Below are 25,070 nucleotides of genomic sequence, written 5' to 3'. Positions count from 1 at the left end.
CTGAAGTTGAGATCCTTCGCAATCGAAATGTGTAGTAGTTAAAGATGAAGATGATGAAGATGGCAATGGCAATCATGCAGCCTAGGGCCATCAGCCCGCTGTCGAGCAGCAGGTAGGGCGCCACCAGCAGCGCTACGGTAATCAGGTAGGCAATGCCGGTGTAGGTGGCCGACTTCAGCGCATCCTCCTCGCCATCGGCCCACGTACTTGAGCTTCTCCTCGTTGATCATGTCGATGAGCTGGTGCTCGTGCTTCTCCTCATCCTCGCGTATCTGGGCGACGAAGGGGTAGAGGGGTTCGAGTTCGGCGTAGGCCTTTTGGGCGCTCTGCTCGTTCTTCTCCATCAGCTTTACGCCGAAGGTGAGCCCCAGCGTTCGGGTGATGAAGTAGCTCCTGAACGTACTCCATCTGTTGGGCTCGATGTCGACCCCCGAGATATCCTTAAGGGCGTTGTAGTGCCTCAGCTCCTGCTGGGCGATATCGCGGAAAAGCTGGGCGTTGTGCGGATCCTTTTCCGCTTCCGCCAGCTTATTGTAGATGGTGTAGCCGGTTATTTCTTCCTTTTGAGCAGTAAGAACGCTCTTGGTTACGCTCATTAGAATTGTGTTGAAGTGGGTTATACTAGTAGAATTCGTAGGTGTACTTGTACAGCACCTGGTACTCGTAGGGCGCGTAGTAGGTATCCACCTCCTTTAGGATGTCCTTTTGATCGTAGGTAGACTCCTTTTTCGAGTACTCGGCACCCTTATTCTCGCTCCACTGCTCCTGTAGCAGGTTGCCCTTGCTGTCGTACTTGTAGGTGCTGTAGGGGAATAACTTCCCGGATGGCTCTTTTTGAACTACCTGGATGAGCTTGTTGTCGGCATCGTAGATGTACTGGTGGGTGTAGCGCTTGTTGCCCCCAACGTACTCGTCGCGCTTGTCGATTTGCCCATTGGCGGAGTAGAAGTAGAGCGTCTTCTTGAGCTCCTTGTTCATGGCGTCGTACTTTACCTCCTCCAACTTTTGCCCTTTGCCGTTCTTAACAATTCGCTGTCTGTAGGTGAGTTTGCCTTTTTTGGTTATGCTGATGTTGCATACGGTATCGGAGTAGCTGTAGTCCCATGACTCCTCTACGATTTTTCTAGAATCGAACTTGACGATCTTGGTAACCTGCTTTGCGGAATCGTGGTGGTATTCGATGTGGTATGGAGATAGTCCATCGTATCCATCCTCGCGAACGAGTTGCCCTTCGGAGTTGTAGGTGAACGAAACAGAGTAAACGGTTGTGTCCTTGTCAACATCAAAGTTGGTGAAAAACGATTTATTCCCCTTGACGTCGTAGGAGTACTTCTGTATGGTGGATGCTTTTCCTGAATTATAGTTGGTAACCTCTGTGGGGTATCCTTGTGCGTTGTATAATGTAACAACGCTAATAGTCCCATTGGAGGATGGCTTGCCATTCTGGTACTTGTAGCTCCATTGAATTGACTTGTGAATCTTATTCGCCTGGTTCTTTTCGCGAGTTTTAGATTCGTCAAGAGGGTCAATCATTTGACCAAAGCAAGGTGTAAGGCATAGAAATGCTAGAGTAAGAACAAGTAGGTGTTTCATAGTTTGAATTCCCTTATAAACCCGAACGGTTAAATCTTCAGCTTTAAAATAGTGAGCAATTATACTAAAAAAAGAGATTAATTTTCTTGTTGCAGCTGACGAATGTCGCTTTTTTAAGAGAAAAAGGCAGAGAAATTTCTTCTCCACCTTTTTTGATTGCTATAGCTTTATGTACACCTCAAGTATTTCGGTGTCGCTTTTTGCCGATATGGTCACCTGCTCCATGGTGGCTGGTATCAGGAGGGTATCGCCAGCGCTGGCTGCCTCTACGCCATTCTTATAGTTTAGGTCGACGTCGCCCTGCAGCACCATGTAAATTACGAAGGAGTCGAGCATGGCGTAGTCGGTTTCCAGCCCTTTGCCCTTGTTGAGCTTTATCAGGTTGGTGGTAAAGTAGGGGCATTCTACCAGCGTATTCGATTGGTTTTCCTTTGCCTCGTAGTCGGTCTTGTACTTTGGCAGGAAGCTGTAGTCGATGGCGTCGACGGCGAGCTCGGTATGCAGTTCTCGGGGTTGGCCGTTGTCGTCTACGCGCCCCCAGTCGTACATGCGGTAGGTGATGTTGGAGGTTTGCTGTATCTCGGCAATCAGGTTTCCCTTCCCGATGGCGTGTATTCTTCCCGATGGGATAAAGAAGGTGTCGCCCTTTGCCGAGGTCTCTACGTTGAGCAAGTCGGCGAGCTTCCCTTCGCTGAGGTACTTCACGTAGGTCGCCTTGTCGACCGGTTGGTTGAAGCCAACGTATATTTTCGCGTCCTTGTCGTGCCCTACAACGTACCACATCTCGGTTTTCCCGAAGGAGTCGTGGCGCTTTTGCGCGAGCTCGTCGTTGGGGTGAACCTGAATGGATAGGTCGTCGGAGGCGTCGATGAGCTTGATGAGCAGCGGAAACTCCTCGCCAAATTTCTCGTACACCTTTTCGCCAACCAGGTCGCCCATGTAAACTTCGACGAGCTCCTGGAGGTCGTTCCCTTTTAGGAAGCCGTTTGTTACAACGGAGATATCACCTTCTACTGCCGATAGCTCCCAGCTCTCTCCGATTTTCTTATTTGCAGGAAGTTTCTTTCCAAGAACGGTGCTCAGCTTGTTGCCACCCCAGATTCTCTCCTTGAGAATTGGGCTAAATTTTAGTGGGTAGAGGTTTGCCATTTTGCGTAGTAAATTATTTGCCGCGAAGTTAGCGTATCGCGGCAAACTTTTAAAGACATTTGTGCGCTAAAGTGTCATGCTTTTTGGGAATATCTTTCTAATTTTATTCCCCAAAAATCGACGTATGCTAATTATTGGAATTGCAGGAGGGACTGGCTCCGGGAAGACGACCGTGGTTCGGAAAATTGTGGATTTGCTCCCCGAGGGGGAGGTTATCGTTATCCCTCAGGACTCGTACTACAAGGATAGCAGCCATCTTCCGCTGGAGAAGAGGCTTGAGATCAACTTCGACCACCCCGAGTCCATCGAGTTCGACCTGCTTGTTGAACATATCAAAAAGCTGAAGTCGGGCATTTCCGTCAATCAGCCCATCTACTCCTACCTCACCTGCACGCGCGCCGAGGAGACCGTTTCGATTGAGCCCCGCCACATCGTCATCGTCGAGGGTATCCTGATCTTTACCTGCCAGGAGCTGCGCGACCTGATGGACATTAAGGTTTTTGTGGATGCCGATGCCGACGACCGGCTGAGCCGCGTTATTACTCGCGACATCGTGGAGCGCGGGCGTTCGGTGAGCAAGGTGCTCGACCGCTACGACCAGACCGTTAAGCCCATGCACCTCCAGTTTATTGAGCCTACCAAGCGCTACGCCGACATCATCATCCCCCAAGGCGGCAACAACGAGGTGGGCGTAAACATCCTCAAGATATTCATCGAAAAGAACCTCCGCGATCACCAAGAACAGTAGCCATGCTCAAGCACATCAACCTGAAGAACGTCATCTTTTTGGATATCGAAACCGTTCCGCTGTTCGAAAGCTACGGGGCTATGCCCGATGTTTTCCGGGAACTGTGGGATCGGAAGGCTGCCTCGCTGGTAAGGGAGGCGCAAACTCCCGAGGATATCTACCAGCGCGCCGGTATTTACGCTGAGTTTGGGCGCGTAGTCTGCATCTCCATGGGGGGGTTCGCCGAAAAGGATGGCGCGATGACCTTTAGGGTTAAGTCGTTTTTTGGGGTTGATGAGGCGGAAATTCTACGGGGATTTGCCGAGGCGCTGGGCCGCTTTACCTCGAAAAAGGGGACCTACATCTGCGCCCATAATGGCAAGGAGTTCGACTTTCCGTACATCGCCCGGCGGATGATTGTTAACGGCTTGGAACTGCCCTCCATTCTCGACGTTGCCGGCAAAAAGCCCTGGGAGGTGCCATTCCTGGATACGCTCGAACTTTGGAAGTTCGGCGACTACAAGCACTACACCTCGCTGCATCTGCTCACCACCATCCTAAACATCCCAACGCCTAAAGACGATATCGATGGGAGCATGGTGGCTGCTGTGTACTACAACGAAGGGGACATCCGGCGAATTGCATCGTACTGCGAGAAGGATGTGATTGCCGTGGCGCAAATCATGCAGCGCTATAAGGGCGAAGCAATCCTAGATAGAGATCGGGTGGAGGTGGTACCCTAGCTGCTGGGGAAGTATACCCAAACCAAGAGACCCCAAGGGTACACTACTGGGGAAGCATACTCAACCGCGAGCCCCCGAGGGTACACTGCAGGGGAAGTATACCCAGACCGTGAGCCCCGGAGGGTACACTACTGGGGAAGTATACTCAACCGAGAGCCTCCGAGGGTACACTGCTGGGGAAGTATACTCAACCGAGAGCCCTGGAGGGTACGCTACTGGGAAAGTATACTCGACCGGGAGTCCTGGAGGGTACACTGCTGGGGAAGTATACTCAACCGAGAGCCCTGGAGGGTACGCTACTGGGAAAGTATACTCGACCGGGAGTCCTGGAGGATACACTGCTGGGGAAGTATACCAAAACCGAGAGACCCCAAGGGTACGCTGCTGGGGAAGGTACTTCAGGTAAGGCGCGTGAAGGGATTATTCGAAAAGAAAGTATGCTTCGTTGCGGCAAAACGCCATCAGAACGGCGACGAATTGCTCCTGCTGCTCGGCATGAACCCAGTGCCCGGCGTTGCCGATTACCACCACTTCCGATTCGGGGTAGAAACGACGAATCGCATCCCGATCGCCATCGTCAATGTAGTCCGACTCGGCACCTTTAATAAACAGCATCGGAAAGCTGCTCTGGTTGACGTGCGCGGGGTTGCTGAGGTCGAATCCGCTCATGATGCTCTCCAGCTGTTCGGCAAGGACATCGAGGTTGAACTTCCACCGAAAGCCCGCTTGCCTACGGCTTAAGCTCTTCAGCAGAAAGCCGCGAAGCCTTTCCGAGGCGATATGCTCGCCGAGTAGGGTGTCCGCCTCCTTGTAGCTGCTGATGGATTCTAGGGGGAGGTGCTGCAGAATGGAGATGATGCTCCTATGCTCCTCGAAGATGTGCCGCTTATGGCGGGCGTTGGTGCTGCCAAGGGGCGAAATGTCGACCACCACCATTCGCCGAACCTTGCTGGGGTACATTAAGCCGAGCTGCATTACCACCTTTCCACCCATCGAGTGCCCAACTAGAATAGGCTTTTCAATACAATTATCCTCGATGAATTCGTTTAGATCTAGCGCCATTGCCTCGTAGCTGTGGAGGGGGGAGTGGGGCGAGCTGCCGTGGTTCCTAAGGTCGACAAGGTAGATGCTGAAGTGCTTCTCTAGCATCTTGGCAACCGATAGCCAGTTGTCCGACGAGCCGTAAAGCCCGTGTACAATGATTAAAGGGTACCCGTTGCCAGTATGCCGCGAGAATAACTTCATGCTACTTCAACTGGTTGAGGTAGCGCTTTATGGTTTCCTCCATCCCCAGGTATAGCGCGTCGGATATGAGCGCATGCCCAATGGATACTTCGTCAAGTCCGGGGATGTTCTTGTAGAAGTATGCTAGGTTTTCGAGGCTGAGGTCGTGACCGGCATTTAGCCCAATCCCCAATCGGTTGGCCTCTTTGGCGGCTTCAACAAATGGCTTAATGGCAAGCTCCCGGTCTTGAGGGTATAGGGTTGCGTAGGGCTCGGTGTAGAGTTCAATGCGGTTTGTGCCCGTTTCTAGCGCGTGCTGCACCATCTCCACATCCGGATCAACAAATATCGAAACCCGAATGCCCTTTTGCTGGAAGATCTTTACCGCATCCGTAAGGAATGCCTTGTTGGCTTTTGTGTCCCAACCCGCGTTCGATGTAATGGCAGTAGGAGGGTCTGGAACAAGCGTTACCTGGGTGGGCACCACCTCGAGCACTAGGTCGATGAACTCCTTGCAGGGGTAGCCCTCTATGTTGAATTCGGTGGTCACCACCTTCTTTAAATCGCGTACATCCTGATAGCGGATATGCCTTTCGTCGGGACGAGGATGGACGGTAATGCCTTGCGCTCCGAATTTCTCGCAGCGAATGGCTGCCTCTACAACATTCGGGGTATTCCCGCCACGCGCGTTTCGAATTGTGGCAATTTTATTTATATTTACACTTAGCTTAGTCATTGCTGTACCGTTTTTGTTAGTAGTAGTGCAAATTTAGGAGAAATATTCATGAAGTTATCTGCCGATTTGGTGTCTGATATGATTCCTGCGTTAAAAATTACCGACACAGGAGGTAAAGCCCTTGCGCTGATGGAGGTATTTAAGGTGTCGCATTTGCCGGTGGTGGATAGCAACAAGCTTGTAGGGCTGATTTCCGAGTCCGACATCCTCGATATGAACGACCCCGAAGTGCCAATAAGCGGCTACAAACTTAGCTGCGGGAGCAACTTCGTCGAGGATAATGTTCCAATTTTTGACGTTCTTTCAATGGCATCCAGCCTAAGCTTATCGGTTATCCCCGTTGTAAATGCCGAAAAGGAATACGCGGGGGCAATATCGGTGTCGGAACTAGTCGTAAAGTTTGCCGAAAACTCCTCGTTCGAGAATCAAGGCGGAATCATTGTTCTTCGGATGGGGATTAAGGATTACTCATTGGCACATGTGGCGCAAATGGTCGAGTCTAACGAGGCAAAGATTCTATTCTCCTACTTAACCATCATTCCCGACTCTTCGATGGTCGAGCTAACCATAAAGGTGAATACGACCGATCTTACCTCAATCGTACAAACCTTCAACCGCTATAGCTACAATGTAGTGGAGGTTTATAATGCAAGCAACGACATGGATGATCTGTTAGATGAGCGTTACGACCAGCTCATGAAATTCCTTAACCTGTAAATGATGGAAGATCGCATTCGCATCGCCGTATACGGGCGTCCCCTTAGCAGCCCCCGAATTTCAGATATTCTTCAGTTCCTCTCAAAGCTCAATACCATTTCGACGTTGTACATATCCAAAGACTTTCTTGATTCGCTAAGCAGCTTCACCATCGCCCACGGGCATACGTACCTAGGTGCTGACGATTTTCCAGAGGTTGACGTGCTGGTAAGCATTGGGGGTGATGGAACATTGCTCGATTGCGTTTCGCTGGTTCGCGATACCAATATTCCAATCTGGGGGATAAACATTGGCAGGTTGGGTTTCTTAACTTATACCTCACTAGACGATGTTGACGATGCCCTCGAAGCCTTATTGAATAAGGAGTACGTCATCGAGTCTCGTTCAATGATCGAGGTAGAAACTGGCAGCTCCCGTCCATCCTTCCCCTCCGCCCTGAATGAGGTAACGGTACAGAAGCAGGATGCCTCGATGATTACCGTTCATGCATATATTGATGAAGAGTTCTTGGGTACTTACTGGGCTGATGGCGTTATTGTGGCAACACCAACCGGTTCTACCGCCTATTCGATGAGTATTGGAGGGCCGATTGTAGATCCTAATTCAAACGTATTTGTTGTTTCTCCCATAGCTCCGCATAATCTAAACATGCGACCTTTAGTGCTCCCCGACACCTCTAAGCTACGTTTAGAGGTCGAATCCCGTACAGGGTATGCAATCTGGTCTATGGATAACCATAGGTTCGTTGTTCCTAGTGGGGCGTCGCTTCACCTGAAGAAATCGGAAACTTGTATAAAATTTATTAAGTTTAGAGGAGGTAATTTTTGTATTAATCTAAGGAATAAACTTTTGTGGGGACTCGATAAGCGGAATTAGTAATTTAGGGGATGTAAGGCGTAGAGTTTTATTTTTTTATGATAGTTTTGCTTGGCATAGTGTTGGAAAAAAAGAGTAGATGAGAAGGTCGCTGGTTGTTATACTGTTTATCTCAATTTCTTGGGTAGGTTATTCTCAAGTTAACCAAAAGACGGTTAAGGAATTTGGGGTTGGTTTGTCAATGCTTACTGGATACACTGATATCGGTGGGGCAGAGGGGGCAAGTGCTCAAAGTATTACTGAGTTTTCCCAAATGTCAAAGAGAGTAGGTGTTGTCGGGTACTACAAGTACAATATTAATCCTAGGTATTCTATTAAGCTTAATGGAACCGTTGGGTTACTTGCTGGTACCGATAAGGGGTCGAGAAATGAGGGAAGAGGTTATAGCTTTTCTTCGTTTATACTAGATGTCTCTGTTATTGGAGTGTATTATATCGTAGCGGAAAAGGAACCTTTCTTTTTTAAGTCTTCGCTTCGGCGACAAGGATGGAGTAGGAATGTATATCCATCACTTTACATTCAGGCGGGGATCGGGGCATGCATATATACACCATCACCAAATGATAAGCTTAAAAACGCTACTTTAGTTGGCTATGAAGGAGGAAAAACAGCAACACCTGTCTTTCCTGTAGGGTTGGGAAGCACTTTGCCAATATCACGGGATGTCCGCTTTTTTCTTGAAACAAACTATGTTTTCACCTTGACGGATTACCTTGATGGTTATAACAATCCGCTATATTCAAAAAGTAAAGATTCTTATATGACAATAACTGCTGGACTTGTTTACCAAATTGGAAATGAGAAAACGAACTGGAGAAAGTCACGATTGTATCGACGGTAATGAAGCATAGCCGATGTTTAAATATCTTCGTAACCATTATATCTTTTGTTCTCTCGTTTCAGGCACGTGGGCAAGAAGTTCATGAAGTTGGATTGCAAGGTGGGGCAAGCACGTACCTTGGCGATTTTAATCATATCAATATTTTAAAATCCCCCTCATTTTATGGGGGAGCCTTTTATCGTCGGTTGCTTAGCGACTACAGCTGCATTCGCATTTCTGCCGGAGCAGGTACCCTTTCTGGAAGTTCAAAAAATCGTGATGGTTTTCTTCCAAGTATTCCTCCTGATATCGAATTCCACCAATTATACTTCAATCTCGATGTAAAATATGAGGTAAACTTCATTCCTTTTAATCCATTAAAGGCGAAGGATGATTTTTTTTCACCATATTTGTTCGTTGGAATGGGGTGTTACTTTTACGATGGAACTTTTGTGCCTGCAATCCCGTTCGGAGCAGGTGTGAAATTAGCAGCATCACCCCGTTTGACTATGGGGGTTGAACTCCAATTTTCTAAAACTTTTTACGATAAGTTGGACGGATATGCTAATTTAACTTCCAGTAAATCGGTATTCATTAATAACGACTGGTTTGTGTTTTACGGTTTGGTAGTATCCTATCGGTTGAAATTGGGGCAAAAAACTTGTCCTGCATACTTATAAATAGCGAATGAAGAAAATGTCAGTTGAGTCTGTTGATAAGAGTAGAGTGCCGCAGCACGTTGCAATTATTATGGATGGAAACGGGAGATGGGCTAGAAAGTTAGGAAACCAACGCTTATTTGGTCACAAAAAGGGGGTGAACTCTGTTATAACAACGGTGGAGATTGCTTCGGAACTTGGAGTGAAATACCTTACCCTTTATGCTTTCTCGACTGAAAATTGGTCTCGTCCAAAGGAAGAGGTCGATGGTCTAATGTCCCTGTTGGTATCAACCATCGAATCAGAAACGCCCAACTTAAATAAGAATAACATAAGACTTACTGCAATTGGCGATTTAGATTCGCTCCCGGCAGGCGTGTCCGAAAGACTTCGTAAGGCTATCAGTAATACATCCGAGAATACAGGTGTGGTGCTTACCTTAGCACTCAGCTATAGTGCCCGATGGGAGATTCTAAAGGCTGTGAAGGATATTTGTCGGGAAGTAAGAAATGGCAACCTCGATATTGAAGCAATAAACGAGCAATCATTTCCGTTATATCTTACAACACGTGAAACGCCCGATCCAGAGTTGATCATTAGAACTAGTGGAGAGCAACGAATTAGCAACTTTTTGCTTTGGCAGTGTGCCTATTCAGAGTTCTATTTTTCGCCGGTATTGTGGCCCGATTTTAACAAAGAAGAGTTTGTAAAAGCCATCGTTGACTACCAGAAAAGGGAGCGACGTTTTGGTAAGACAAGTGACCAAGTGAGTAAGTAAAAGGTATAAGTCTAACTTCATTATTCATAATAATGCAAAGAAGAGCATTTTTTCTCTTATTGTTTTTGCTGTTTGCGGGCAATCTTTTTGCTCAAGATCAGACGGTTGATATTGAGCTAAACTACGAGAAACCCCAAAAGTACGTAGTCGAAGATATCTCTATAGAAGGCATTAAATATTTAGATCCTGATCTTTACATTGGTGTTACTGGTATTGCTAAGGGCGATACTGTAACTCTGCCAGGAGACGTGTTTGCGCGTGCCGTAAAGAAACTTTGGGAACAAGACCTTTTTGGTGATGTGAAGATACGTGTTGCCAAAGTAGAGAACGATAGGATTTGGCTGAAGGTAGACTTGGTAGAAAAGCCCCGCTTGTACAATTGGGACTTTAAAGGCGCAAAGAAGTCGGAGGTGACAGATTTGAATGAAAAACTTAAGCTTAAGCGAGGTACTACTATTACCGAGTTTATGCTTAATACAACCTCAGATTTGATTAAAAAGTATTACATCAATAAAGGTTTTCTAAATGTAGGTGTGAACATTACCCAAAAGCCTGATACGGTAGTTCAGAATACGGAGCATTTGCTTTTCAACATAACGAAGAATAAGAAGGTAAAAATTAAGGATGTCGTTTTTGATGGTAATGTGAACTATACCGATGAACGTTTGAGAAGAGTGCTAAAAAAGACACACCGTCGTGACTGGAATATCTTTAACGTATCAAAGTATATCAAGAGCGATTACGAAGCTGATAAAAAGGAATTGATCGATTTTTATGAGCAAAAAGGTTATCGCGACGCAAAGATTATCGGTGACTCTGTTTATCGTGTAAGCGATGATCGTATTGCAATAAAAATTAAAATAGAAGAAGGTCATAGGTATTATTTCCGATCTATTAATTGGGTTGGGAATACTAAGAATACAGCAGAAGAATTAGGATCATTGCTCAAAATTAGAAAGGGCGATTACTATGACAGAGTAGCCCTAGATAAGCGCTTGAATACCGATGAGGAATCTGTAGCAAGTATTTATCAAAATCAAGGTTACCTATTCTTTAACGCAACACCAATTGAGGTAAAGGTAGACAGCGATTCTGTTGATGTCGAAATTCGTGTTAACGAGGGTAAGCCCGCCACAATTTCCTATATTAGCATTGCAGGTAACGATAGAACTAATGAGCACGTTATTCGTAGGGAGTTGCAAACAAAACCTGGAGATTTGTACCGAAAGGATAATGTGGTAAACTCTATCCGATATTTGGGGCAACTTGGGCACTTTGATGCAGAAAAACTTGGGGAAGGAATTCAGATGGATCCGAACCAGCAGGAGAGTACTGTAGGAATTAAGTATACCGTTAGCGAGAAATCGAATGATCAACTTGAACTTTCTGGAGGCTGGGGTGGTAACATGTTTGTAGGTTCAGTTGGCTTACGATTCAACAACTTCTCAGCTCGACGAATTTTCGAAAAGGGTGCATGGCGTCCAATACCAACAGGCGATAGCCAATCGCTTTCGCTTCGTGCTCAAACCAACGGTTCTTATTATAAAGCCTTTTCTGCTAGTTTTACTGAACCTTGGTTAGGAGGAAAGAAACCTCAATCGCTATCTGTATCGCTATTCTATCAAGTACAGACTAACGGGTATTATTTCTACCAATCCGGCGATCAGTCTTTCAAGGTGATTGGAGGTTCTGTCGGACTAGGGCGTCGTTTGAATTGGCCAGATAATTTCTTTACACTGTCGACTTCTATAAATGCGGAAGTATACAAACTGAAGGATTGGAACAGTTTTATTATAACTAATGGTACGTCTACGAACCTTAGTTTGGCAACTGCGCTATCTCGTAACTCTACGCTAAATCCTATTTATCCTCGTGAAGGATCGGAATTGTCGATTTCGCTAAAGGCTACCTTCCCATATTCGTTGGTTAATGGGAAAAATTATACGCTCTACAACGAGGAAACAAAAACGGGAATGCCTGACAGTGAGCGTTACCGTTGGGTAGAATACTATAAGGTTGGATTTAAAGGAACTTTCTATCAGAGCATATTCAAGGATCTTGTACTTGCTGTAAAAGGACAATTCGGATACCTTGGTATGTATAACTCCAAGGTTGGATATTCTCCTTTCGAAAGTTTCATAGTTGGTGGTGATGGTCTTAGTGGATATGCAATGTATGGCACAGAAACTATTGGTTTACGTGGTTATGAAAACGAGTCTGTAACTCCTAGGTATTCCTACAGAACGTCTGTGCAATCGGTGTCGACAATAAATAAGGCAAATGTGTACGATAAGTTCTGTGCAGAACTTCGTTACCCAATTACGCTTACACCTCAATCATCTATCTACGTTTTGGGATTCTTTGAAGCTGGTAATGCATGGCAAGACATCAAACAATATAATCCATTCCAAGTGGTAAGATCTGCTGGTGTTGGTGCTCGTATCTTCCTTCCAATGATTGGTATGTTAGGTATCGACTGGGCATATGGTTTTGATGATCTTCCACAAACACCTGGTGCTGGAGGAAGCAACTTCCACTTCGTAATAGGTATGCCAACCAACTAATTTTTTGATGATGATGAAAAGGTATTTACTTCTAACCACCTTGATGTTGCTCTGCATGTTTGGGTATAGCCAAAAGTATGCGGTGGTTGATTCGGAGTATATCCTGAAAAAAATACCGAACTATAAGGCAGCACTTGAGCAACTCGATAAGCTTGCGCAGCTGTATCAAAAAGATGTGCAGACGAAGTTCGATGATGTAGATCAAGCCTATCGCGCCTATCAGGCAGAGAAGGTGCTGCTCACAGAATCGCAAAAGAGAAGTCGTGAAGCAGAACTACAAAAAAAAGAGTTGGATGCAAACGAGCTGCAACGGAAATACTTTGGTCCTGAAGGTGTGATGTTAAAGAAAAGAGAAGAACTACTTAAACCATTTTACGATCAGGTTTTTAGTGCTGTAAAAGAGTTAGCCACTGATGGTGGGTATTCCTTAATCCTTGATAAAGCCAATAATCCTTCGGTAATGTTTGCAAGTTCTAAAATCGACAAAAGCGATGAAGTTTTGCAGAAACTAGGTTATAAGTAATTTTTGAAATGTATATTTGCGTAAAACGAAAAAGAACTATTAAAATGAAAAACGGAATTAAGGCGCTTCTACTAATTTGCGCTGTTCTTGTAGGTGGAGCCGCTTTTGGACAAAACCTAAAATTTGGGGTTATCAACTCTCAAGAGGTAATCTCTAAAATGCCAGAAAGAGACTCTGCTGAAGCTAAGTTGATGAAGTTAAGAAACGAGCTGGGTTCTCAAATAGAATCACTTCAGGTTGAACTAAACCAAAAATATCAGGCTTTCGTTCAGGGTAGAGATAAGATGGCCGATCTAGTTCGTCAGAACAAGGAAAAGGAGATACAAGATTTGCAACAACGTGTTCAAGAATATGGCCAGAATGCAGAAGCTGAACTTAGCAAGCAGCAAGGTGCGCTTCTAAAACCAATTGTTGAAAAGATTACTGAGGCAATTAAGGCTGTAGGTAAGGCTAACGGTTTTGCTTACATATTTGATACTGCTGTTCCTTCGCTTGCTTACTACGATACAACAATGGCTGTTGATGTTTTGCCTTTAGTTGTAAAGCAGCTTGGTATTAAAGATAAACCTGCTGAAAAGCCAGCAGAAAAGCCAGCTGCTCCCTCAAAAAAGAAATAAGTGAAATAATGTATACCTTTAAGCCACCCTTTTGAGGGTGGCTTTTTTTGTTACTAGAAGTTTGAAAATGAAACAGCCTATCGGTGTTTTCGATTCTGGCGTTGGAGGTCTCTCGGTATGGAGAGAGATTGCCGCGCTACTCCCCAATGAGAATATCATTTACTTTGCGGATAACGCAAACTGTCCTTATGGACCTAAAAGCCAAAAGGAGGTGATTGAACTTTCTGAGGCTATTGTGAAGTTTTTTATATCGAAAAATGTAAAGTTGATTGTTGTCGCCTGCAACACGGCAACTGCTGCGGCTATCGACTACTTGAGGGCGAACTACGAATTGCCATTTGTTGGAATGGAACCTGCCGTAAAACCAGCTGCTATTCTTACAAAAACAAAGTGTGTTGGGATTCTGGCAACAGCAGGGACTCTTGGAGGAAAGCTGTTTAAAGCCACAACCGAAAGGTATGCTTCGGATATAAAGGTTGTAAAACAGGTAGGGACAGGATTGGTAGAGCTTGTGGAGAACGGAAATCAGTATAGCAAGAAGGCGGAGGAACTACTAGAGAAGTATGTGCTGCCTATGATTAAAAAGGGGGCAGACCATATTGTTCTTGGATGTACCCATTATCCCTTTTTCCGTCCTTTGGTTGATAGAATAGCGGGGGAGGGCGTTACCATTATTGATCCGGCACCTGCGATAGCCCGTAGGGTGAATGATATTTTGGAGGATCAGCAACTGAATGCTTTAGATAACGATGCTCCAAAATACCATTTTTACTCTAGCGGAGCTTCTTCGACAATGAAGACGCTGCTTGAAGATGTTTTACACGTTGATACTTCCAAGGTAGTGCTAGAGGAAAATGTAGCGCTTTAGCTATTCCTCGTCTTTATACCAGCTGGCGTACATTAGGTAGTTGTTCGCAATTTTGTTGATCATCTCCTTGGTTTGCTCTGGATCAACCTTCTTTACGAACTTTGCGGGAACTCCTGCGTAGATGCTACCTGGCTCAATAATCGTATTGCTCAGGACTAGCGCATTGGCTGCAATGATGCTGTTCTCGCCAATTACGGCACCGTCGAGGATCGTGCTGCCCATTCCAAGTAGAACGTTATCCTTTATGGTTGCTCCGTGGATGGTTACGTTATGCCCAATGGAGACGTTGTCGCCGATGTGGATCTTAGACTTCTCGTAGAGGCAGTGTAGCACTGATCCGTCCTGGATGTTTACCTTGTTTCCGATGGTAATGGTATTTACATCGCCGCGAAGTACGGCGTTAAACCAGATGCTGCAGTCGTTTCCCATGATAACCTCGCCAACAATGGTGGCGTTTTCGGCAATAAAGCAGTTCTCTCCAATAACAGGGGTATATCCCCTAACCGATCTGATGTAAGGCATATTCTTCGATTTTATTTTGTGGGGCAAAGGTAGCAGTACCGTTAAGGAAACGCTGCTGTTTCAACTAAAATAAGGATACTTTATACTATGTTGTATTGCATGTTTGCTTGTATCTAACAATTGTATGGCTTCGTATTCGATAAAGCTAAGCATGTTAAGAAACATGTTGCGTCATGTGATAAAGTGTAACTAAATATCGCTCTTTAACTTTCATTTGTACGACTATTTCTTTGAGATGATAAAAAAGTGAAATAAATAGAGGCTAGTATTTCAAAATCACTAATTTTGCCGCAAGTAAAATCATAATTCGGTTTTCAAAACGAGACTAAATAGTGCTGCATCGGGCAGCATGCTGACCTAAAAGAATTAATTATGGATGCAAAGGAAAGATGCTTAGAGTTGGAAGACGTGGTAATCCGGTTTTCAGGAGACTCGGGCGACGGAATGCAGCTTACGGGAACGTTGTTCTCTGAAACCTCTGCGCTGTTAGGAAATGGTGTATCAACCTTTCCTGATTATCCTGCTGAGATTCGTGCTCCACAAGGTACGGTTGCTGGTGTATCTGGCTTCCAGGTTCATTTTGGAAGTCACCCGGTGGCTACTCCTGGCGATTTTTGCGATGTGCTAGTGGCAATGAACCCTGCTGCGCTTAAGGCTAATGCAAGATGGACCAAAAGAGGTGGTACAATCATTCTCGATGTTGATGCATTTAGCGAAAAGGGGCTACAACGCGCTGGATTTGTTACCAGCGATCCTGTTGCCGAGTTAAAGCTAGAGGACTACGTTGTTATTTTTGCTCCAATCACTTCGCTTACCAAGGAAGCGCTTAAGGATACTGGGCTGGACAATAAGAGCATCATCCGCAGCAAGAACATGTTTGCTCTTGGTATCTGCTACTGCATGTTTAACCGTCCGCTAAACTTTACCGAAAAGTACTACGAGGTTAAGTTTAGGAAGAAACCTGAGATTGTTGAAGCCAACAAGAAGGTGCTTCAGGCTGGTTTCAACTATGCTGCCAACACCCACTCTATTGCAAGTACCTACAAGGTGGCTCCTGCCGTTCGCGAGAAGGGAACCTACCGTAACATAAATGGTAATACGGCTACCGCTTGGGGCTTAATTGCTGCTGCCGAGAAATCGGGTCGCGAGCTGTTCTGCGGCTCTTACCCCATTACTCCTGCTACCGATATCCTTCAGGAACTAGCCAAAAGAAAGGAACTAGGCATTAAGACTCTTCAAGCAGAGGATGAAATTGCCGGTATCTGTACCTCGATTGGTGCTGCCTTTGCGGGCGATTTCGCGGTTACCTCAACTTCGGGTCCTGGTCTTTCGCTTAAGTCGGAGGCGCTTGGTCTTGCAGTGATAACCGAGCTTCCTTTGGTGGTTGTTAACGTTCAACGTGGAGGTCCTTCTACGGGTCTTCCTACCAAAACCGAGCAGTCGGACCTAATGCAGGCGCTTTGGGGACGTAACGGCGAGGCACCCATGGTAGTTGTTGCCGCAAGCACTCCATCGGACTGCTTCCACTACGCATTTTATGCAAGTAAGATTGCGCTGGAGCACATGACCCCTGTGTTGCTGCTTACCGATGGCTTCATTGCGAATGGTTCGCAGCCTTGGCGCATCCCAAGCATGAGCGACTATCCTGCCATAAACCCACCAATTGTACCTGCCGGCGATGCCGACTACATGCCATACAAGCGCGACGAGAAGCTTAGCCGCCGTTGGGCTGTGCCTGGAACTCCTGGGTTGGAGCACCGCGTTGGCGGTCTCGAAAAGGACTTCCTGAAGGGAACCGTATCGCACGATCCTATTAACCACCAAAAAATGGTTGACGTTCGTGCCGCTAAGGTTGCCAAGGTTGCCGACTATATCCCCGAGCAGGAGGTATTCGGCGATCAGGAGGGCGAGCTGCTGGTTGTTGGCTGGGGCGGAACCTACGGTCACCTCTACTCGGCCGTTAAGGAGCTGCGCAAGCAGGGAAAGAGCGTTAGCTTAGCGCATTTCAACTATATCAACCCACTTCCACGCAACACCCAGGAGGTGCTGAAGCGCTACAAGAAGATTATTGTTTGCGAGCTGAATTTGGGACAATTCGCCAACCACCTGCGCATGAACTTCCAGGAGTTTGAGTACCTACAGTTCAACAAGGTTCAAGGATTACCATTCTCGGTAGTTGAGTTGGTAGAGAAGTTTAACGAAGTATTGGAGGGATAATAGCCATGTCAGAAATTTGCAACAAGTATACAGCCCAAGATTTTAAGAGCGATCAAGAGGTAAGATGGTGCCCCGGGTGTGGCGACCATGCTATTCTAGCCTCCGTTCAAAAGGCATTGCCTGAGGTAGCCGAGGCGCTTAACTATACTAAGGAACGCTTTACCTTCGTTTCCGGTATCGGCTGCTCGTCGCGCTTCCCCTACTACATGGACACCTACGGATTCCACGGAATCCACGGTCGTGCTGCGGCAATTGCCACAGGGGTAAAGGTGGCCAATCCTAAGCTATCGGTTTGGGAGATCACCGGCGATGGCGATGCCCTTGCCATTGGTGGTAACCACTTCATCCACGCCGTTCGCCGTAACATCGACATCAACATCATCCTATTTAATAACGAGATCTACGGGCTGACCAAGGGGCAGTACTCGCCAACCTCGAAGCTGGGCATCATCACCAAAACATCACCTTTTGGTACGGTGGAGCACCCATTCATGCCAGGAGAACTGGTGCTTGGCGCACGCGGTACCTTCTTTGCCCGCTCGCTCGACGTGGAGGTTAACCTTACCAAGGACTGCATGGTGGCTGCCGCTAAGCACGACGGCACATCGGTGGTAGAGGTGCTTCAGAACTGCGTGATCTTTAACGATGGAACGCATGCCGGATTTGTGGATAAGAGCGTTCGCGAGGATAGAACCATTGTTCTACGCCACGGCGAGCCCATGATCTTCGGCAAGGATAAGGATAAGGGGCTTGTGCTCGATGTTGAGAACATGAACATGAAGGTGGTGAAGCTGGGCGAAAACGGCATCACCGAAAAGGACATCATGGTGCACAACGCCAAGAATCCTAACCCCGGTATCCACATGATGCTGGTTAACATGAAGTCTCCTGAGCTTCCTGTTGCCCTTGGTGTGATCCGTGCCGTTAAGGATTCGACCTACGACGATAACGTTCGCGATCAGGTGCTCGAAGTGATGAAGAAGGCGAAGATCCACAACGTGGACGAGCTGCTTCGTAGCGGAGATACCTGGGAGGTGGAGTAACCCCCCCTTCCGCTGAAAAAATATGCTACTAAGGCTGCCTGCTACCCGCGGGCAGCCTTTTTTGTGTGCTGATACGTGGGGGCGGATGCTCTTCTAGGTGTTTTTTTGAGGTATTTACAGCAAAGAAAAGCTCTTCTAAACCTCAAATGGGGGATTTCCTAGCAGTAAAATACTCTTTCTAATCTTTTTTCGGTAAGCTGCTAGGTGTAAAGTTGGCCTACTTTAGCAGTTGGCGGACTTTACACGTGTAAAGTCAATCGAAGCAAAGTTTTTTATCACTTTACAGGTGTAAAGTTGAACGATTATTGGTTTTTGAAAACATTACACGTGTAAAGTTGATGGTTTGGCAATTTTGGTAGACTTTACACGTGTAAAGTCGGTTTCCTATAAGGTTTAGGCGACTTTACACTTGTGATGTTGTCCTTTTGTTATTAGCGGGAGGATTTTATGCCTGCTATTGTCGTCGAAAAAGAATCTTATACCTTTTCCCGGTGCAAAAATGTGCTATCTCTTTTTTGTGGAGGCTTTCTTCGGCGTGTAGAGGTGATAAAAAGTAAAAATAGAAGAAAGACTGTGCTAAGTTTATCTTAATAGCTTTATATTAGTCTCTAGAAGGTTAATACCCCTAAAAACATCAGCATGATTAAGCCGTTGTTGTACCGCAGGCTATCGCTTTATGAGAAGCTGGCCTTTGCTAGCGAGGTTATATCGGTATTCGATTCGGAGTTTGGAAGTATTCCTGAACTTATGCCGCTGGTATCTCAGGTGAAAGATGACTACAGCGTTGTACGGCAGGCCTCGATTTGGCTTAGCCATCCAGAGTTAACCCAAGCGGTGAGGAACGGCGATGCGCTGCGCGACTTGGGGGTGCGCACGCTCAAGTACGTAGCTTCGCAAAGCCTTAGACGCAGCGATGCCGCATGGGTGGCTGCTGGCAAACTGATCCTTCAAGCCTTCCATGATTTTGGCGACGATATGGCCAGCAGCTCCACGGCAAGCGAATCGGCGGAGGTCAGTAATTTGCTGGCTGCGTTCGACCGCAACGCTGATCTGCGCGCTGCCGTTAGCACCATTGGGTGCGATGCGTGGCTGCAGGATATCCGCGATGGGGAACAACAGGTAAAGCAGGCGATTGCCAATCGCGATGCTGTGCAGGCAGAGGAGCCCCAGTCGCCGGCCTACAAGCTGGCGTTTCAGCTGGTGAAAAGCCTTTCGAAGCTATTCCGCTTTATCAACGTGAAGCTGGAGTTCGAGCAAACGTCCGAGCTGGTTGCGCTGTCGCACCGCATTAACGAGATTGTAGGCCGCTACCGCGCCAACGTCAAGCACCGACAGACGCTGCGGAAGCAGGCCAAGGAGAAGAAGGCTGCCGAACAGCAGGCAAGCGAGAAGACGGAAACCGACGAGGGCTAAGCTCGGCAGTGGCTGCTGTTTGGTGATTAGTCATTATGCTAGTGGCGATGCCAGTAACCTACATGCTATAATCAAGGTGCGTTATCCCCTCCATGGGAGGGGTAGGGGTGGGTTACTCGTTAAAATCATCATATCTACCTCACTTAGCGTTCTTACTCACCCCTACCTCCCGCCTAAGCGGGAGGATTACCTGCTACGATTATGCATTTCGGATTTGAGAAGCATCCTAACCTCAACGGCCATGGGCAAAAGCCATCATCAACCCGCCAAGTACGAAAAAAGATGATCTACCAATTGCCGCTACAGTACCTTGTAGGGCCGGTTCTGGCGATCCTCACGGCCAATGTTACCCGGTAAGCCGCTAAATGCTTATATTTGCAGCTCAAAAAAACCGAAACAGATGAAAGCATATGTATTTCCTGGGCAAGGTGCTCAGTTTGTCGGAATGGGGAAGGACTTGTACGAGAACGTGCCCCAAGCAAAGGAACTTTTCGAAAAGGCAAATGAAATTTTAGGCTTCCGCATAACCGATTTGATGTTTAACGGTACCGACGAGGATCTGAAGCAGACCAAGGTTACCCAACCTGCCATCTTCCTTCACTCGGTAATTCTGGCAAAGTCGTTAGGTGACGATTTTAAGCCCGAGATGGTAGCAGGTCACTCGCTTGGCGAATTCTCTGCGCTTGTAGCAGCAGGTGCGCTTAGCTTCGAGGATGGACTTCGCCTGGTGGCCGCTCGTGCCAACGCCATGCAAAAGGCTTGCGAGCAAAACCCATCGACTATGGCTGCCGTGCTTGCCCTCGACGATGCTAAGGTTGAAGAAATCTGCGCCTCTATTGATGGCGTTGTTGTTCCTGCCAACTACAACTGCCCCGGACAGCTGGTAATTTCGGGAGCCAACGAGGCTATCGATGCTGCCTGCGAGGCCCTAAAGGCTGCCGGCGCAAAGCGCGCGCTTAAGCTTCCTGTTGGTGGCGCATTCCACTCTCCACTTATGGAGCCCGCACGTGTTGAGCTAGAGGCCGCCATCGAGGCAACCGCCGTTAGCAAGCCAATCTGCCCCGTTTACCAAAACGTAGATGCTAAGCCATACACCGATCCAGCACAGATTAAGAAGAACTTGGTTGCACAGTTAACCGCTCCTGTTCGTTGGACCCAAACCGTTCAGAACATGGTTGCCGATGGCGTTTCTTCATTCGTTGAGCTTGGACCCGGAAAGGTTCTTCAAGGTTTGGTAAACAAAATCGCTAAGGATATCCCAGCCGAAAGCAAGCAGTCGCTTTAGGCTTTAGCAACGATACAAAAAAGGAGAGCCCCGATAATTTCGGGGCTCTCCTTTTATATATGCGGTTCATCCTACAAGTTTTCGAGGATGGGCTTTGTCGATTCCTTGAGGACGCCTACCGAGTGCGCCAGCTTCTGCTGCTCCTCGTCGTTCAGCTGCAGCTCTATCACCTCGGTGACACCCGCGCGTCCAACAACCGCAGGCACGCCAATAAAGATGTTGTTCTGTCCGTACTCCCCACCTAGGAATGACGATACGGAAAGGATGGAGCGCTCGTCGTTCAGGATAGCCTTGATGATGCGGGTAAGTGCCATCCCAATGCCGTAGTAGGTTGCCCCCTTACGCTCGATGATGTGGTAGGCGGCATCGCGCACCTTCACGAAGATTTGCTCGAGGTCCTCCTTGCGGTACTTGCCGTGGCTCTGCTCGATGATGTCCTCCACCTGGCGAACGCCAATAAGGGCGTGGCTCCAAGCGGCAAACTCGGTGTCGCCATGTTCGCCCATGATGTAGGCGTGCACGTTGCGGGGGTCAACGTCGAAGTAACTCGAGAGCTCGTGGCGTAGGCGAGCCGTATCGAGGGTGGTGCCCGAGCCAATCACGCGGTTCTTGGGTAGCCCCGAAACCTTCCAAGCCACGTTGGTGAGGATGTCTACCGGGTTGGTGGCAATTACCAGGATGCCGTTAAAGTAGTTTGACATGATCTGCTTAACGATGCCCTTCATGATTTGGGCGTTGCGCTCGAGCAGCTCGAGGCGCGTCTCGCCGGGCTTTTGGTTGGCACCAGCGGTAATCACAACAACATCGCACATGCGGCAGTCGGAGTAGTCGCCAGCTCTGATCTTGGTGCGCGAAGGGGCAAAAGGAATACCGTGGGCAATGTCCATGGCCTCGCCTTCGGCCTTGTCCTTGTTTACGTCGATTAGGATTATCTCGCCAGTAATACCTTGGTTTACCATTGCGTAGGCAAACGAGGTTCCAACAAAGCCTGTCCCAACTAGGGCTACACGATTTACGTTACTAACCATATCTATATTGTTTTTATTTCGATTGGGTGAATGGCAGAACAACCGTCTCCATTCAAAGTTTTGAAGGTAGCGATCTTGATGGAAAGAACTAGCAAAATTGCAGGGCATGTACCCATCTTAACCTTTAATTTATCGAAAATGGGAGATGCGGATGCTTACAGATTCGGGGTGCTTTCTGGTTGTACCGCCAGAATATCTCTTGGCATGATTTCCATATCTGGGGAGAAGCATGCTCCGCACATCTGCATTTAATGGGGGTGGTACGAGCTTTCCGTTTGGTTCATACTTCGATTCTTCATTTATTTGGGGGTCGATTATGGGGCGTAAGATTTATGGAGGTCTGAGATGGACGATCTCCAGATAGCTGAATTAATTGTTTCATAGATAAAATTCGATAACGATGAAAAGAGTAGTAACCTTTTTTGCAGTATTGCTGGTAGTGCTTGCTGCAACGGTGGCTCAGGCAAAAACTACCAGTGCCACCATAAAAACAACCATCCAGTGCTCGTCGTGCGAGAAGCGGATTATGAAGAACCTTCCATTCGAAAAGGGAATCACAGATGTGAAGGTAGATGTGGACAAGCAAACCGTGTGGGTGGAGTACAACGACACCAAGACAGACCTGAAGAAGATAAAAGAGGCTATTGCCAAGCTAGGCTACGATGCCGATGATGTTAAGCGTGATGCTAAAGCCTACGAGAAGCTGCCCGCCTGCTGTAAGGAGAATTCGGGCCTAGGCAAGCACTAGCGCTTCACCTGCAAAAAGACTCAAAACCCCATCCTTCCTGATGAAGAATGGGGTTTTGTTTTAGGCTTATTATGCCTACTTTAGCGCCCCGATTCAGTATAGAGAATAATTATACTATAGGCTAAAAAACATAGTGGGGAAATTACGAATGGAAAATAGGTACATAACCAATTATCTGCAAATCGAGATCGATTCTCAAAATGGATGTTTAGTTCAAACATGGACAGGCTACTGTACCCCGGAAGAGTTTCGTGAAGGACAGCAAAAATCGTTGGATTTGTTTGTGGAAAACCATTGCGTACATTTTGTAAGCGATACAACCAATGCCTGTCCGTTGAAAAAAGAGGACATAGATTGGGTCTCCCGAAATATCACTCCGAAGCTGCGTAATGCGGGAATGGCTGTCATTAACATTGTCCTTTCATCGAGCGCCTATACCCGGTTAACCCTTGAAATGCTTGAGGAGGTAGATCGCGATATAAATAATATACCAATGAGGTTTTTTGGCTCGCTAGAGCGTGCGTTGGACTCCATTTAGGGTTTAAAACAAAGGGGATTTTACAGATCCCCTTTGCTCTATTATTCGATTAGTTTTTTCTGTTTAATCCTTACGAATACTGCGTAGAGTGCAACACCTGCGAGCGCACAGCCTATCCAGAAAGCTGCTGCTCCCGCCATGTTTAGCAGATAAATTAAACCAAACGCAATACCCGCAAATAGCATCATTATAAGCATTTTTGCAACATTTGCACCTCGTCCGTTGTCGGATGGTGGTACGCTAAAGGGTAGGTTGTAGCTGAAAAGCAAAATTGTAATGAGGTGCGTTAGCACTACCAGTATCCCTCCAAATGTTAGGATAGGTATCACTTTGCCTCCCCAGATGAAAAGTGCGGGCAGGCAGATAAGCGTATATGCCGGGATGAAGATTTTGAAGAGCATGGCCTTTATGGCTCCCGATAGCAGCTCTCCTTTGCGCTCTAGCGGTGTTACCTTATATATCCAGGCTGCTTGGTAGCTGCTCGATGCGCAAATCATCCCGAACACCATTCCAATGTAAATACCCATAAATATGAAGCCGTAGTAGCTCTTCGATTGCGATATGGCCCATATCGAGGCTTTAAAGTGAGCGAAATCGGGCTTGAGTATTACAAAGATGTAGGCAAAGGCGAAACCTATGAAGGGGTATACCATCTGCTTAAAGTTGCGGTCGCGGCTCGATATAATCATGGCCAGCTTCCATCCGGCCTCTTCTGTGGAAGTGTTGCAGGTTAATTGGCGGAGAAAGTTTTTTCTTTTGTACTTATTGCCTACATCTTCGTGGCGCTCTGTGCTGGTTGCCAATTTATCGAGAACTGCATCGTAGCCGTTGGTAAGGTAGCGTACCATAATTATAAGTCCAAGGAGTGGAACGGCGATGCCTAATGCTGCAAGAGCAATGCTTCCGAGTGTTATGGTGGCTCCTGCAGCAATATCAACCAGCATGGCGCTCCATAAGGGTTGTACAAGGTAGGCCCACCACTGAGAACCAATGCTATCAACCAACTTTAGATCTTGGGGAATTTTTCCGATGAAAATATATCCAACGAAAAGCAGCACACTAAGTCCAACCTGAAGGTAGGTGATGAGGTTCTTAAACCGCTCTGCCGACACCATCTGAGATAGAACAAGGTAGATGAAATTCGCGGAAAATAGCGCAAAGGCAGTGGTTGTAAGAACGCCAAGCAGGTAGGCTAGCATAGGGACGAATCCCCATTTTACGAGTACGATTACTGTTGCTGGCAGCGATAGCGATGACGCTATAACGCCAAGGTAGAAGGCGATGTGTAGCAGTCGCGATACCATAAGGGTGCGATTGCTAATGGGGCGTGGTAGCAGAATGAGGTTGTCGCTCGGATCGAAGACCACTTGGGTAAACTCGGTAATGAGCGTGGTGCAGAGGAGGAACATGATAAAGGTGTAGCTGATCAGCAGCCCCATGAGGCGGTTGTCCATAACCATCATCATGATGGCTACAAGAAACCCGAATATTACATATGAGGTGATCTGGAAGGCGAGGCTACGCTCCTTCTGCATGCCCTTCGAGGCTTCGGGGACACGGCGAAAATCCGATATCAGCTTGGCGGCAACAATGGCTCGTAGCTGGTTGTAGTCGGCACCGAGCAGCTCTATTGGCTTTCGAAGAAGCTTAATCAGGAATAGGAAGAATTTTACCATAACCAC

25 protein-coding genes are annotated in these 25,070 nt (G+C 47.1%); 17 read left to right on the top strand and 8 right to left on the bottom strand.

What is annotated here, in order from left to right:
- Window positions 1-38 precede the first annotated feature (38 nt).
- From ACHZA1_RS03800 to ACHZA1_RS03790, 3 genes are all read right to left on the bottom strand, one after another.
- A complete protein-coding gene (locus ACHZA1_RS03800) occupies window positions 39-596 on the bottom strand; it encodes a ferritin family protein (protein WP_320053906.1) in 558 nt (185 codons plus the stop codon).
- A gap of 25 nt (window positions 597-621) precedes the next feature.
- Window positions 622-1,593, bottom strand: a complete 972-nt coding sequence (locus ACHZA1_RS03795) for a hypothetical protein (RefSeq protein ID WP_320053905.1) — start codon at window positions 1,591-1,593, stop codon at window positions 622-624.
- Window positions 1,594-1,752: 159 nt separating this feature from the next.
- On the bottom strand, window positions 1,753-2,742 hold the full coding sequence (locus ACHZA1_RS03790) for a type I phosphomannose isomerase catalytic subunit (protein WP_320053904.1): 990 nt from the start codon (window positions 2,740-2,742) through the stop codon (window positions 1,753-1,755).
- Window positions 2,743-2,866: 124 nt separating this feature from the next.
- On the opposite strand from ACHZA1_RS03790, the gene udk reads away from it, so the two are divergent.
- Both udk and ACHZA1_RS03780 read left to right on the top strand, forming a co-directional pair.
- Window positions 2,867-3,490: a uridine kinase gene (udk, locus tag ACHZA1_RS03785; RefSeq protein ID WP_320053903.1), complete on the top strand. Its 624-nt coding sequence runs from the start codon at window positions 2,867-2,869 to the stop codon at window positions 3,488-3,490.
- A 2-nt stretch (window positions 3,491-3,492) separates the two neighbouring features.
- Window positions 3,493-4,212: a 3'-5' exonuclease gene (locus tag ACHZA1_RS03780; protein WP_320053902.1), complete on the top strand. Its 720-nt coding sequence runs from the start codon at window positions 3,493-3,495 to the stop codon at window positions 4,210-4,212.
- A 420-nt stretch (window positions 4,213-4,632) separates the two neighbouring features.
- Here the strand turns inward: ACHZA1_RS03780 and ACHZA1_RS03775 are convergent, their stop codons facing one another.
- Window positions 4,633-5,457, bottom strand: coding sequence for an alpha/beta fold hydrolase (locus ACHZA1_RS03775; RefSeq protein WP_320053901.1), 825 nt, complete (start codon window positions 5,455-5,457; stop codon window positions 4,633-4,635).
- A gap of 1 nt (window position 5,458) precedes the next feature.
- Window positions 5,459-6,172, bottom strand: coding sequence for a pyridoxine 5'-phosphate synthase (locus ACHZA1_RS03770; RefSeq protein ID WP_320053900.1), 714 nt, complete (start codon window positions 6,170-6,172; stop codon window positions 5,459-5,461).
- 48 nt (window positions 6,173-6,220) lie between these two features.
- Between ACHZA1_RS03770 and ACHZA1_RS03765 the strand changes: the two genes are divergently transcribed.
- From ACHZA1_RS03765 to murI, 9 genes are all read left to right on the top strand, one after another.
- Window positions 6,221-6,889 (top strand): CBS domain-containing protein, encoded by a 669-nt coding sequence (locus ACHZA1_RS03765; RefSeq protein WP_320053899.1) that lies wholly within the window; start codon window positions 6,221-6,223, stop codon window positions 6,887-6,889.
- The gene (locus tag ACHZA1_RS03760) at window positions 6,890-7,765 is read left to right on the top strand and encodes an NAD(+)/NADH kinase (protein ID WP_320053898.1); all 876 of its coding nucleotides are present in this window, start codon (window positions 6,890-6,892) and stop codon (window positions 7,763-7,765) included. It abuts the gene before it with no gap.
- A 79-nt stretch (window positions 7,766-7,844) separates the two neighbouring features.
- Window positions 7,845-8,606 carry a DUF6089 family protein gene (locus ACHZA1_RS03755; protein ID WP_320053897.1) on the top strand — a complete coding sequence of 254 codons (762 nt, stop codon included), beginning with the start codon at window positions 7,845-7,847 and terminating at the stop codon, window positions 8,604-8,606.
- Window positions 8,606-9,265, top strand: coding sequence for a DUF6089 family protein (locus ACHZA1_RS03750; RefSeq protein WP_320053896.1), 660 nt, complete (start codon window positions 8,606-8,608; stop codon window positions 9,263-9,265). The genes ACHZA1_RS03755 and ACHZA1_RS03750 overlap by 1 nt, the downstream gene beginning before the upstream one ends.
- 16 nt (window positions 9,266-9,281) lie before the next feature.
- Window positions 9,282-10,022, top strand: coding sequence for an isoprenyl transferase (locus tag ACHZA1_RS03745; protein ID WP_320054887.1), 741 nt, complete (start codon window positions 9,282-9,284; stop codon window positions 10,020-10,022).
- A 32-nt stretch (window positions 10,023-10,054) separates the two neighbouring features.
- The gene (locus ACHZA1_RS03740) at window positions 10,055-12,586 is read left to right on the top strand and encodes a POTRA domain-containing protein (RefSeq protein WP_320053895.1); all 2,532 of its coding nucleotides are present in this window, start codon (window positions 10,055-10,057) and stop codon (window positions 12,584-12,586) included.
- A gap of 7 nt (window positions 12,587-12,593) precedes the next feature.
- On the top strand, window positions 12,594-13,109 hold the full coding sequence (locus ACHZA1_RS03735) for an OmpH family outer membrane protein (protein ID WP_320053894.1): 516 nt from the start codon (window positions 12,594-12,596) through the stop codon (window positions 13,107-13,109).
- Window positions 13,110-13,153: 44 nt separating this feature from the next.
- Entirely contained in the window at window positions 13,154-13,726 is a 573-nt protein-coding gene (locus ACHZA1_RS03730) for an OmpH family outer membrane protein (protein ID WP_320053893.1), read from the top strand.
- Between the two features lie 67 nt (window positions 13,727-13,793).
- A complete protein-coding gene (murI, locus tag ACHZA1_RS03725; RefSeq protein ID WP_320053892.1) occupies window positions 13,794-14,594 on the top strand; it encodes a glutamate racemase in 801 nt (266 codons plus the stop codon).
- Here the strand turns inward: murI and ACHZA1_RS03720 are convergent, their stop codons facing one another.
- The gene (locus tag ACHZA1_RS03720; protein ID WP_320053891.1) at window positions 14,595-15,116 is read right to left on the bottom strand and encodes a gamma carbonic anhydrase family protein; all 522 of its coding nucleotides are present in this window, start codon (window positions 15,114-15,116) and stop codon (window positions 14,595-14,597) included.
- Window positions 15,117-15,488: 372 nt separating this feature from the next.
- Between ACHZA1_RS03720 and ACHZA1_RS03715 the strand changes: the two genes are divergently transcribed.
- From ACHZA1_RS03715 to fabD, 4 genes are all read left to right on the top strand, one after another.
- Window positions 15,489-17,333 (top strand): 2-oxoacid:acceptor oxidoreductase subunit alpha, encoded by a 1,845-nt coding sequence (locus ACHZA1_RS03715; RefSeq protein WP_320053890.1) that lies wholly within the window; start codon window positions 15,489-15,491, stop codon window positions 17,331-17,333.
- A 5-nt stretch (window positions 17,334-17,338) separates the two neighbouring features.
- A complete protein-coding gene (locus ACHZA1_RS03710; protein ID WP_320053889.1) occupies window positions 17,339-18,376 on the top strand; it encodes a 2-oxoacid:ferredoxin oxidoreductase subunit beta in 1,038 nt (345 codons plus the stop codon).
- A gap of 639 nt (window positions 18,377-19,015) precedes the next feature.
- Entirely contained in the window at window positions 19,016-19,789 is a 774-nt protein-coding gene (locus tag ACHZA1_RS03705; RefSeq protein ID WP_320053888.1) for a DUF6261 family protein, read from the top strand.
- A 400-nt stretch (window positions 19,790-20,189) separates the two neighbouring features.
- Window positions 20,190-21,074 (top strand): ACP S-malonyltransferase, encoded by an 885-nt coding sequence (gene fabD, locus ACHZA1_RS03700; protein WP_320053887.1) that lies wholly within the window; start codon window positions 20,190-20,192, stop codon window positions 21,072-21,074.
- A gap of 71 nt (window positions 21,075-21,145) precedes the next feature.
- Here the strand turns inward: fabD and ACHZA1_RS03695 are convergent, their stop codons facing one another.
- Entirely contained in the window at window positions 21,146-22,102 is a 957-nt protein-coding gene (locus ACHZA1_RS03695) for an L-lactate dehydrogenase (protein ID WP_320053886.1), read from the bottom strand.
- 400 nt (window positions 22,103-22,502) lie between these two features.
- Between ACHZA1_RS03695 and ACHZA1_RS03690 the strand changes: the two genes are divergently transcribed.
- Window positions 22,503-22,850 (top strand): heavy-metal-associated domain-containing protein, encoded by a 348-nt coding sequence (locus ACHZA1_RS03690; RefSeq protein WP_320053885.1) that lies wholly within the window; start codon window positions 22,503-22,505, stop codon window positions 22,848-22,850.
- A 148-nt stretch (window positions 22,851-22,998) separates the two neighbouring features.
- Window positions 22,999-23,388 carry a hypothetical protein gene (locus ACHZA1_RS03685; protein ID WP_320053884.1) on the top strand — a complete coding sequence of 130 codons (390 nt, stop codon included), beginning with the start codon at window positions 22,999-23,001 and terminating at the stop codon, window positions 23,386-23,388.
- Window positions 23,389-23,429: 41 nt separating this feature from the next.
- Here the strand turns inward: ACHZA1_RS03685 and ACHZA1_RS03680 are convergent, their stop codons facing one another.
- Entirely contained in the window at window positions 23,430-25,064 is a 1,635-nt protein-coding gene (locus ACHZA1_RS03680) for a hypothetical protein (RefSeq protein WP_320053883.1), read from the bottom strand.
- Window positions 25,065-25,070: the final 6 nt, after the last annotated feature.

Origin of the sequence: uncultured Acetobacteroides sp. (assembly GCF_963667355.2) — a bacterium.
Classification (GTDB): domain Bacteria; phylum Bacteroidota; class Bacteroidia; order Bacteroidales; family ZOR0009; genus Acetobacteroides.
The sequence above is the reverse complement of the archived record's forward strand: the minus strand, read 5'-3'. Positions and strand labels throughout refer to the sequence as shown.

Coding starts and splice junctions, on each gene's coding strand:
- ACHZA1_RS03715 (WP_320053890.1), top strand. CDS start 15,489: ATGGATGCAAAGGAAAGATGCTTAGAGTTGGAAGACGTGGTAATCCGG.
- ACHZA1_RS03750 (WP_320053896.1), top strand. CDS start 8,606: ATGAAGCATAGCCGATGTTTAAATATCTTCGTAACCATTATATCTTTT.
- ACHZA1_RS03685 (WP_320053884.1), top strand. CDS start 22,999: ATGGAAAATAGGTACATAACCAATTATCTGCAAATCGAGATCGATTCT.
- ACHZA1_RS03790 (WP_320053904.1), bottom strand. CDS start 2,742: ATGGCAAACCTCTACCCACTAAAATTTAGCCCAATTCTCAAGGAGAGA.
- ACHZA1_RS03745 (WP_320054887.1), top strand. CDS start 9,282: ATGTCAGTTGAGTCTGTTGATAAGAGTAGAGTGCCGCAGCACGTTGCA.
- ACHZA1_RS03710 (WP_320053889.1), top strand. CDS start 17,339: ATGTCAGAAATTTGCAACAAGTATACAGCCCAAGATTTTAAGAGCGAT.
- ACHZA1_RS03765 (WP_320053899.1), top strand. CDS start 6,221: ATGAAGTTATCTGCCGATTTGGTGTCTGATATGATTCCTGCGTTAAAA.
- ACHZA1_RS03730 (WP_320053893.1), top strand. CDS start 13,154: ATGAAAAACGGAATTAAGGCGCTTCTACTAATTTGCGCTGTTCTTGTA.
- ACHZA1_RS03740 (WP_320053895.1), top strand. CDS start 10,055: ATGCAAAGAAGAGCATTTTTTCTCTTATTGTTTTTGCTGTTTGCGGGC.
- ACHZA1_RS03780 (WP_320053902.1), top strand. CDS start 3,493: ATGCTCAAGCACATCAACCTGAAGAACGTCATCTTTTTGGATATCGAA.
- ACHZA1_RS03770 (WP_320053900.1), bottom strand. CDS start 6,172: ATGACTAAGCTAAGTGTAAATATAAATAAAATTGCCACAATTCGAAAC.
- ACHZA1_RS03690 (WP_320053885.1), top strand. CDS start 22,503: ATGAAAAGAGTAGTAACCTTTTTTGCAGTATTGCTGGTAGTGCTTGCT.
- ACHZA1_RS03735 (WP_320053894.1), top strand. CDS start 12,594: ATGATGATGAAAAGGTATTTACTTCTAACCACCTTGATGTTGCTCTGC.
- ACHZA1_RS03775 (WP_320053901.1), bottom strand. CDS start 5,457: ATGAAGTTATTCTCGCGGCATACTGGCAACGGGTACCCTTTAATCATT.
- ACHZA1_RS03760 (WP_320053898.1), top strand. CDS start 6,890: ATGATGGAAGATCGCATTCGCATCGCCGTATACGGGCGTCCCCTTAGC.
- ACHZA1_RS03720 (WP_320053891.1), bottom strand. CDS start 15,116: ATGCCTTACATCAGATCGGTTAGGGGATATACCCCTGTTATTGGAGAG.
- ACHZA1_RS03795 (WP_320053905.1), bottom strand. CDS start 1,593: ATGAAACACCTACTTGTTCTTACTCTAGCATTTCTATGCCTTACACCT.
- ACHZA1_RS03755 (WP_320053897.1), top strand. CDS start 7,845: ATGAGAAGGTCGCTGGTTGTTATACTGTTTATCTCAATTTCTTGGGTA.
- ACHZA1_RS03800 (WP_320053906.1), bottom strand. CDS start 596: ATGAGCGTAACCAAGAGCGTTCTTACTGCTCAAAAGGAAGAAATAACC.
- fabD (WP_320053887.1), top strand. CDS start 20,190: ATGAAAGCATATGTATTTCCTGGGCAAGGTGCTCAGTTTGTCGGAATG.
- ACHZA1_RS03680 (WP_320053883.1), bottom strand. CDS start 25,064: ATGGTAAAATTCTTCCTATTCCTGATTAAGCTTCTTCGAAAGCCAATA.
- ACHZA1_RS03695 (WP_320053886.1), bottom strand. CDS start 22,102: ATGGTTAGTAACGTAAATCGTGTAGCCCTAGTTGGGACAGGCTTTGTT.
- murI (WP_320053892.1), top strand. CDS start 13,794: ATGAAACAGCCTATCGGTGTTTTCGATTCTGGCGTTGGAGGTCTCTCG.
- ACHZA1_RS03705 (WP_320053888.1), top strand. CDS start 19,016: ATGATTAAGCCGTTGTTGTACCGCAGGCTATCGCTTTATGAGAAGCTG.
- udk (WP_320053903.1), top strand. CDS start 2,867: ATGCTAATTATTGGAATTGCAGGAGGGACTGGCTCCGGGAAGACGACC.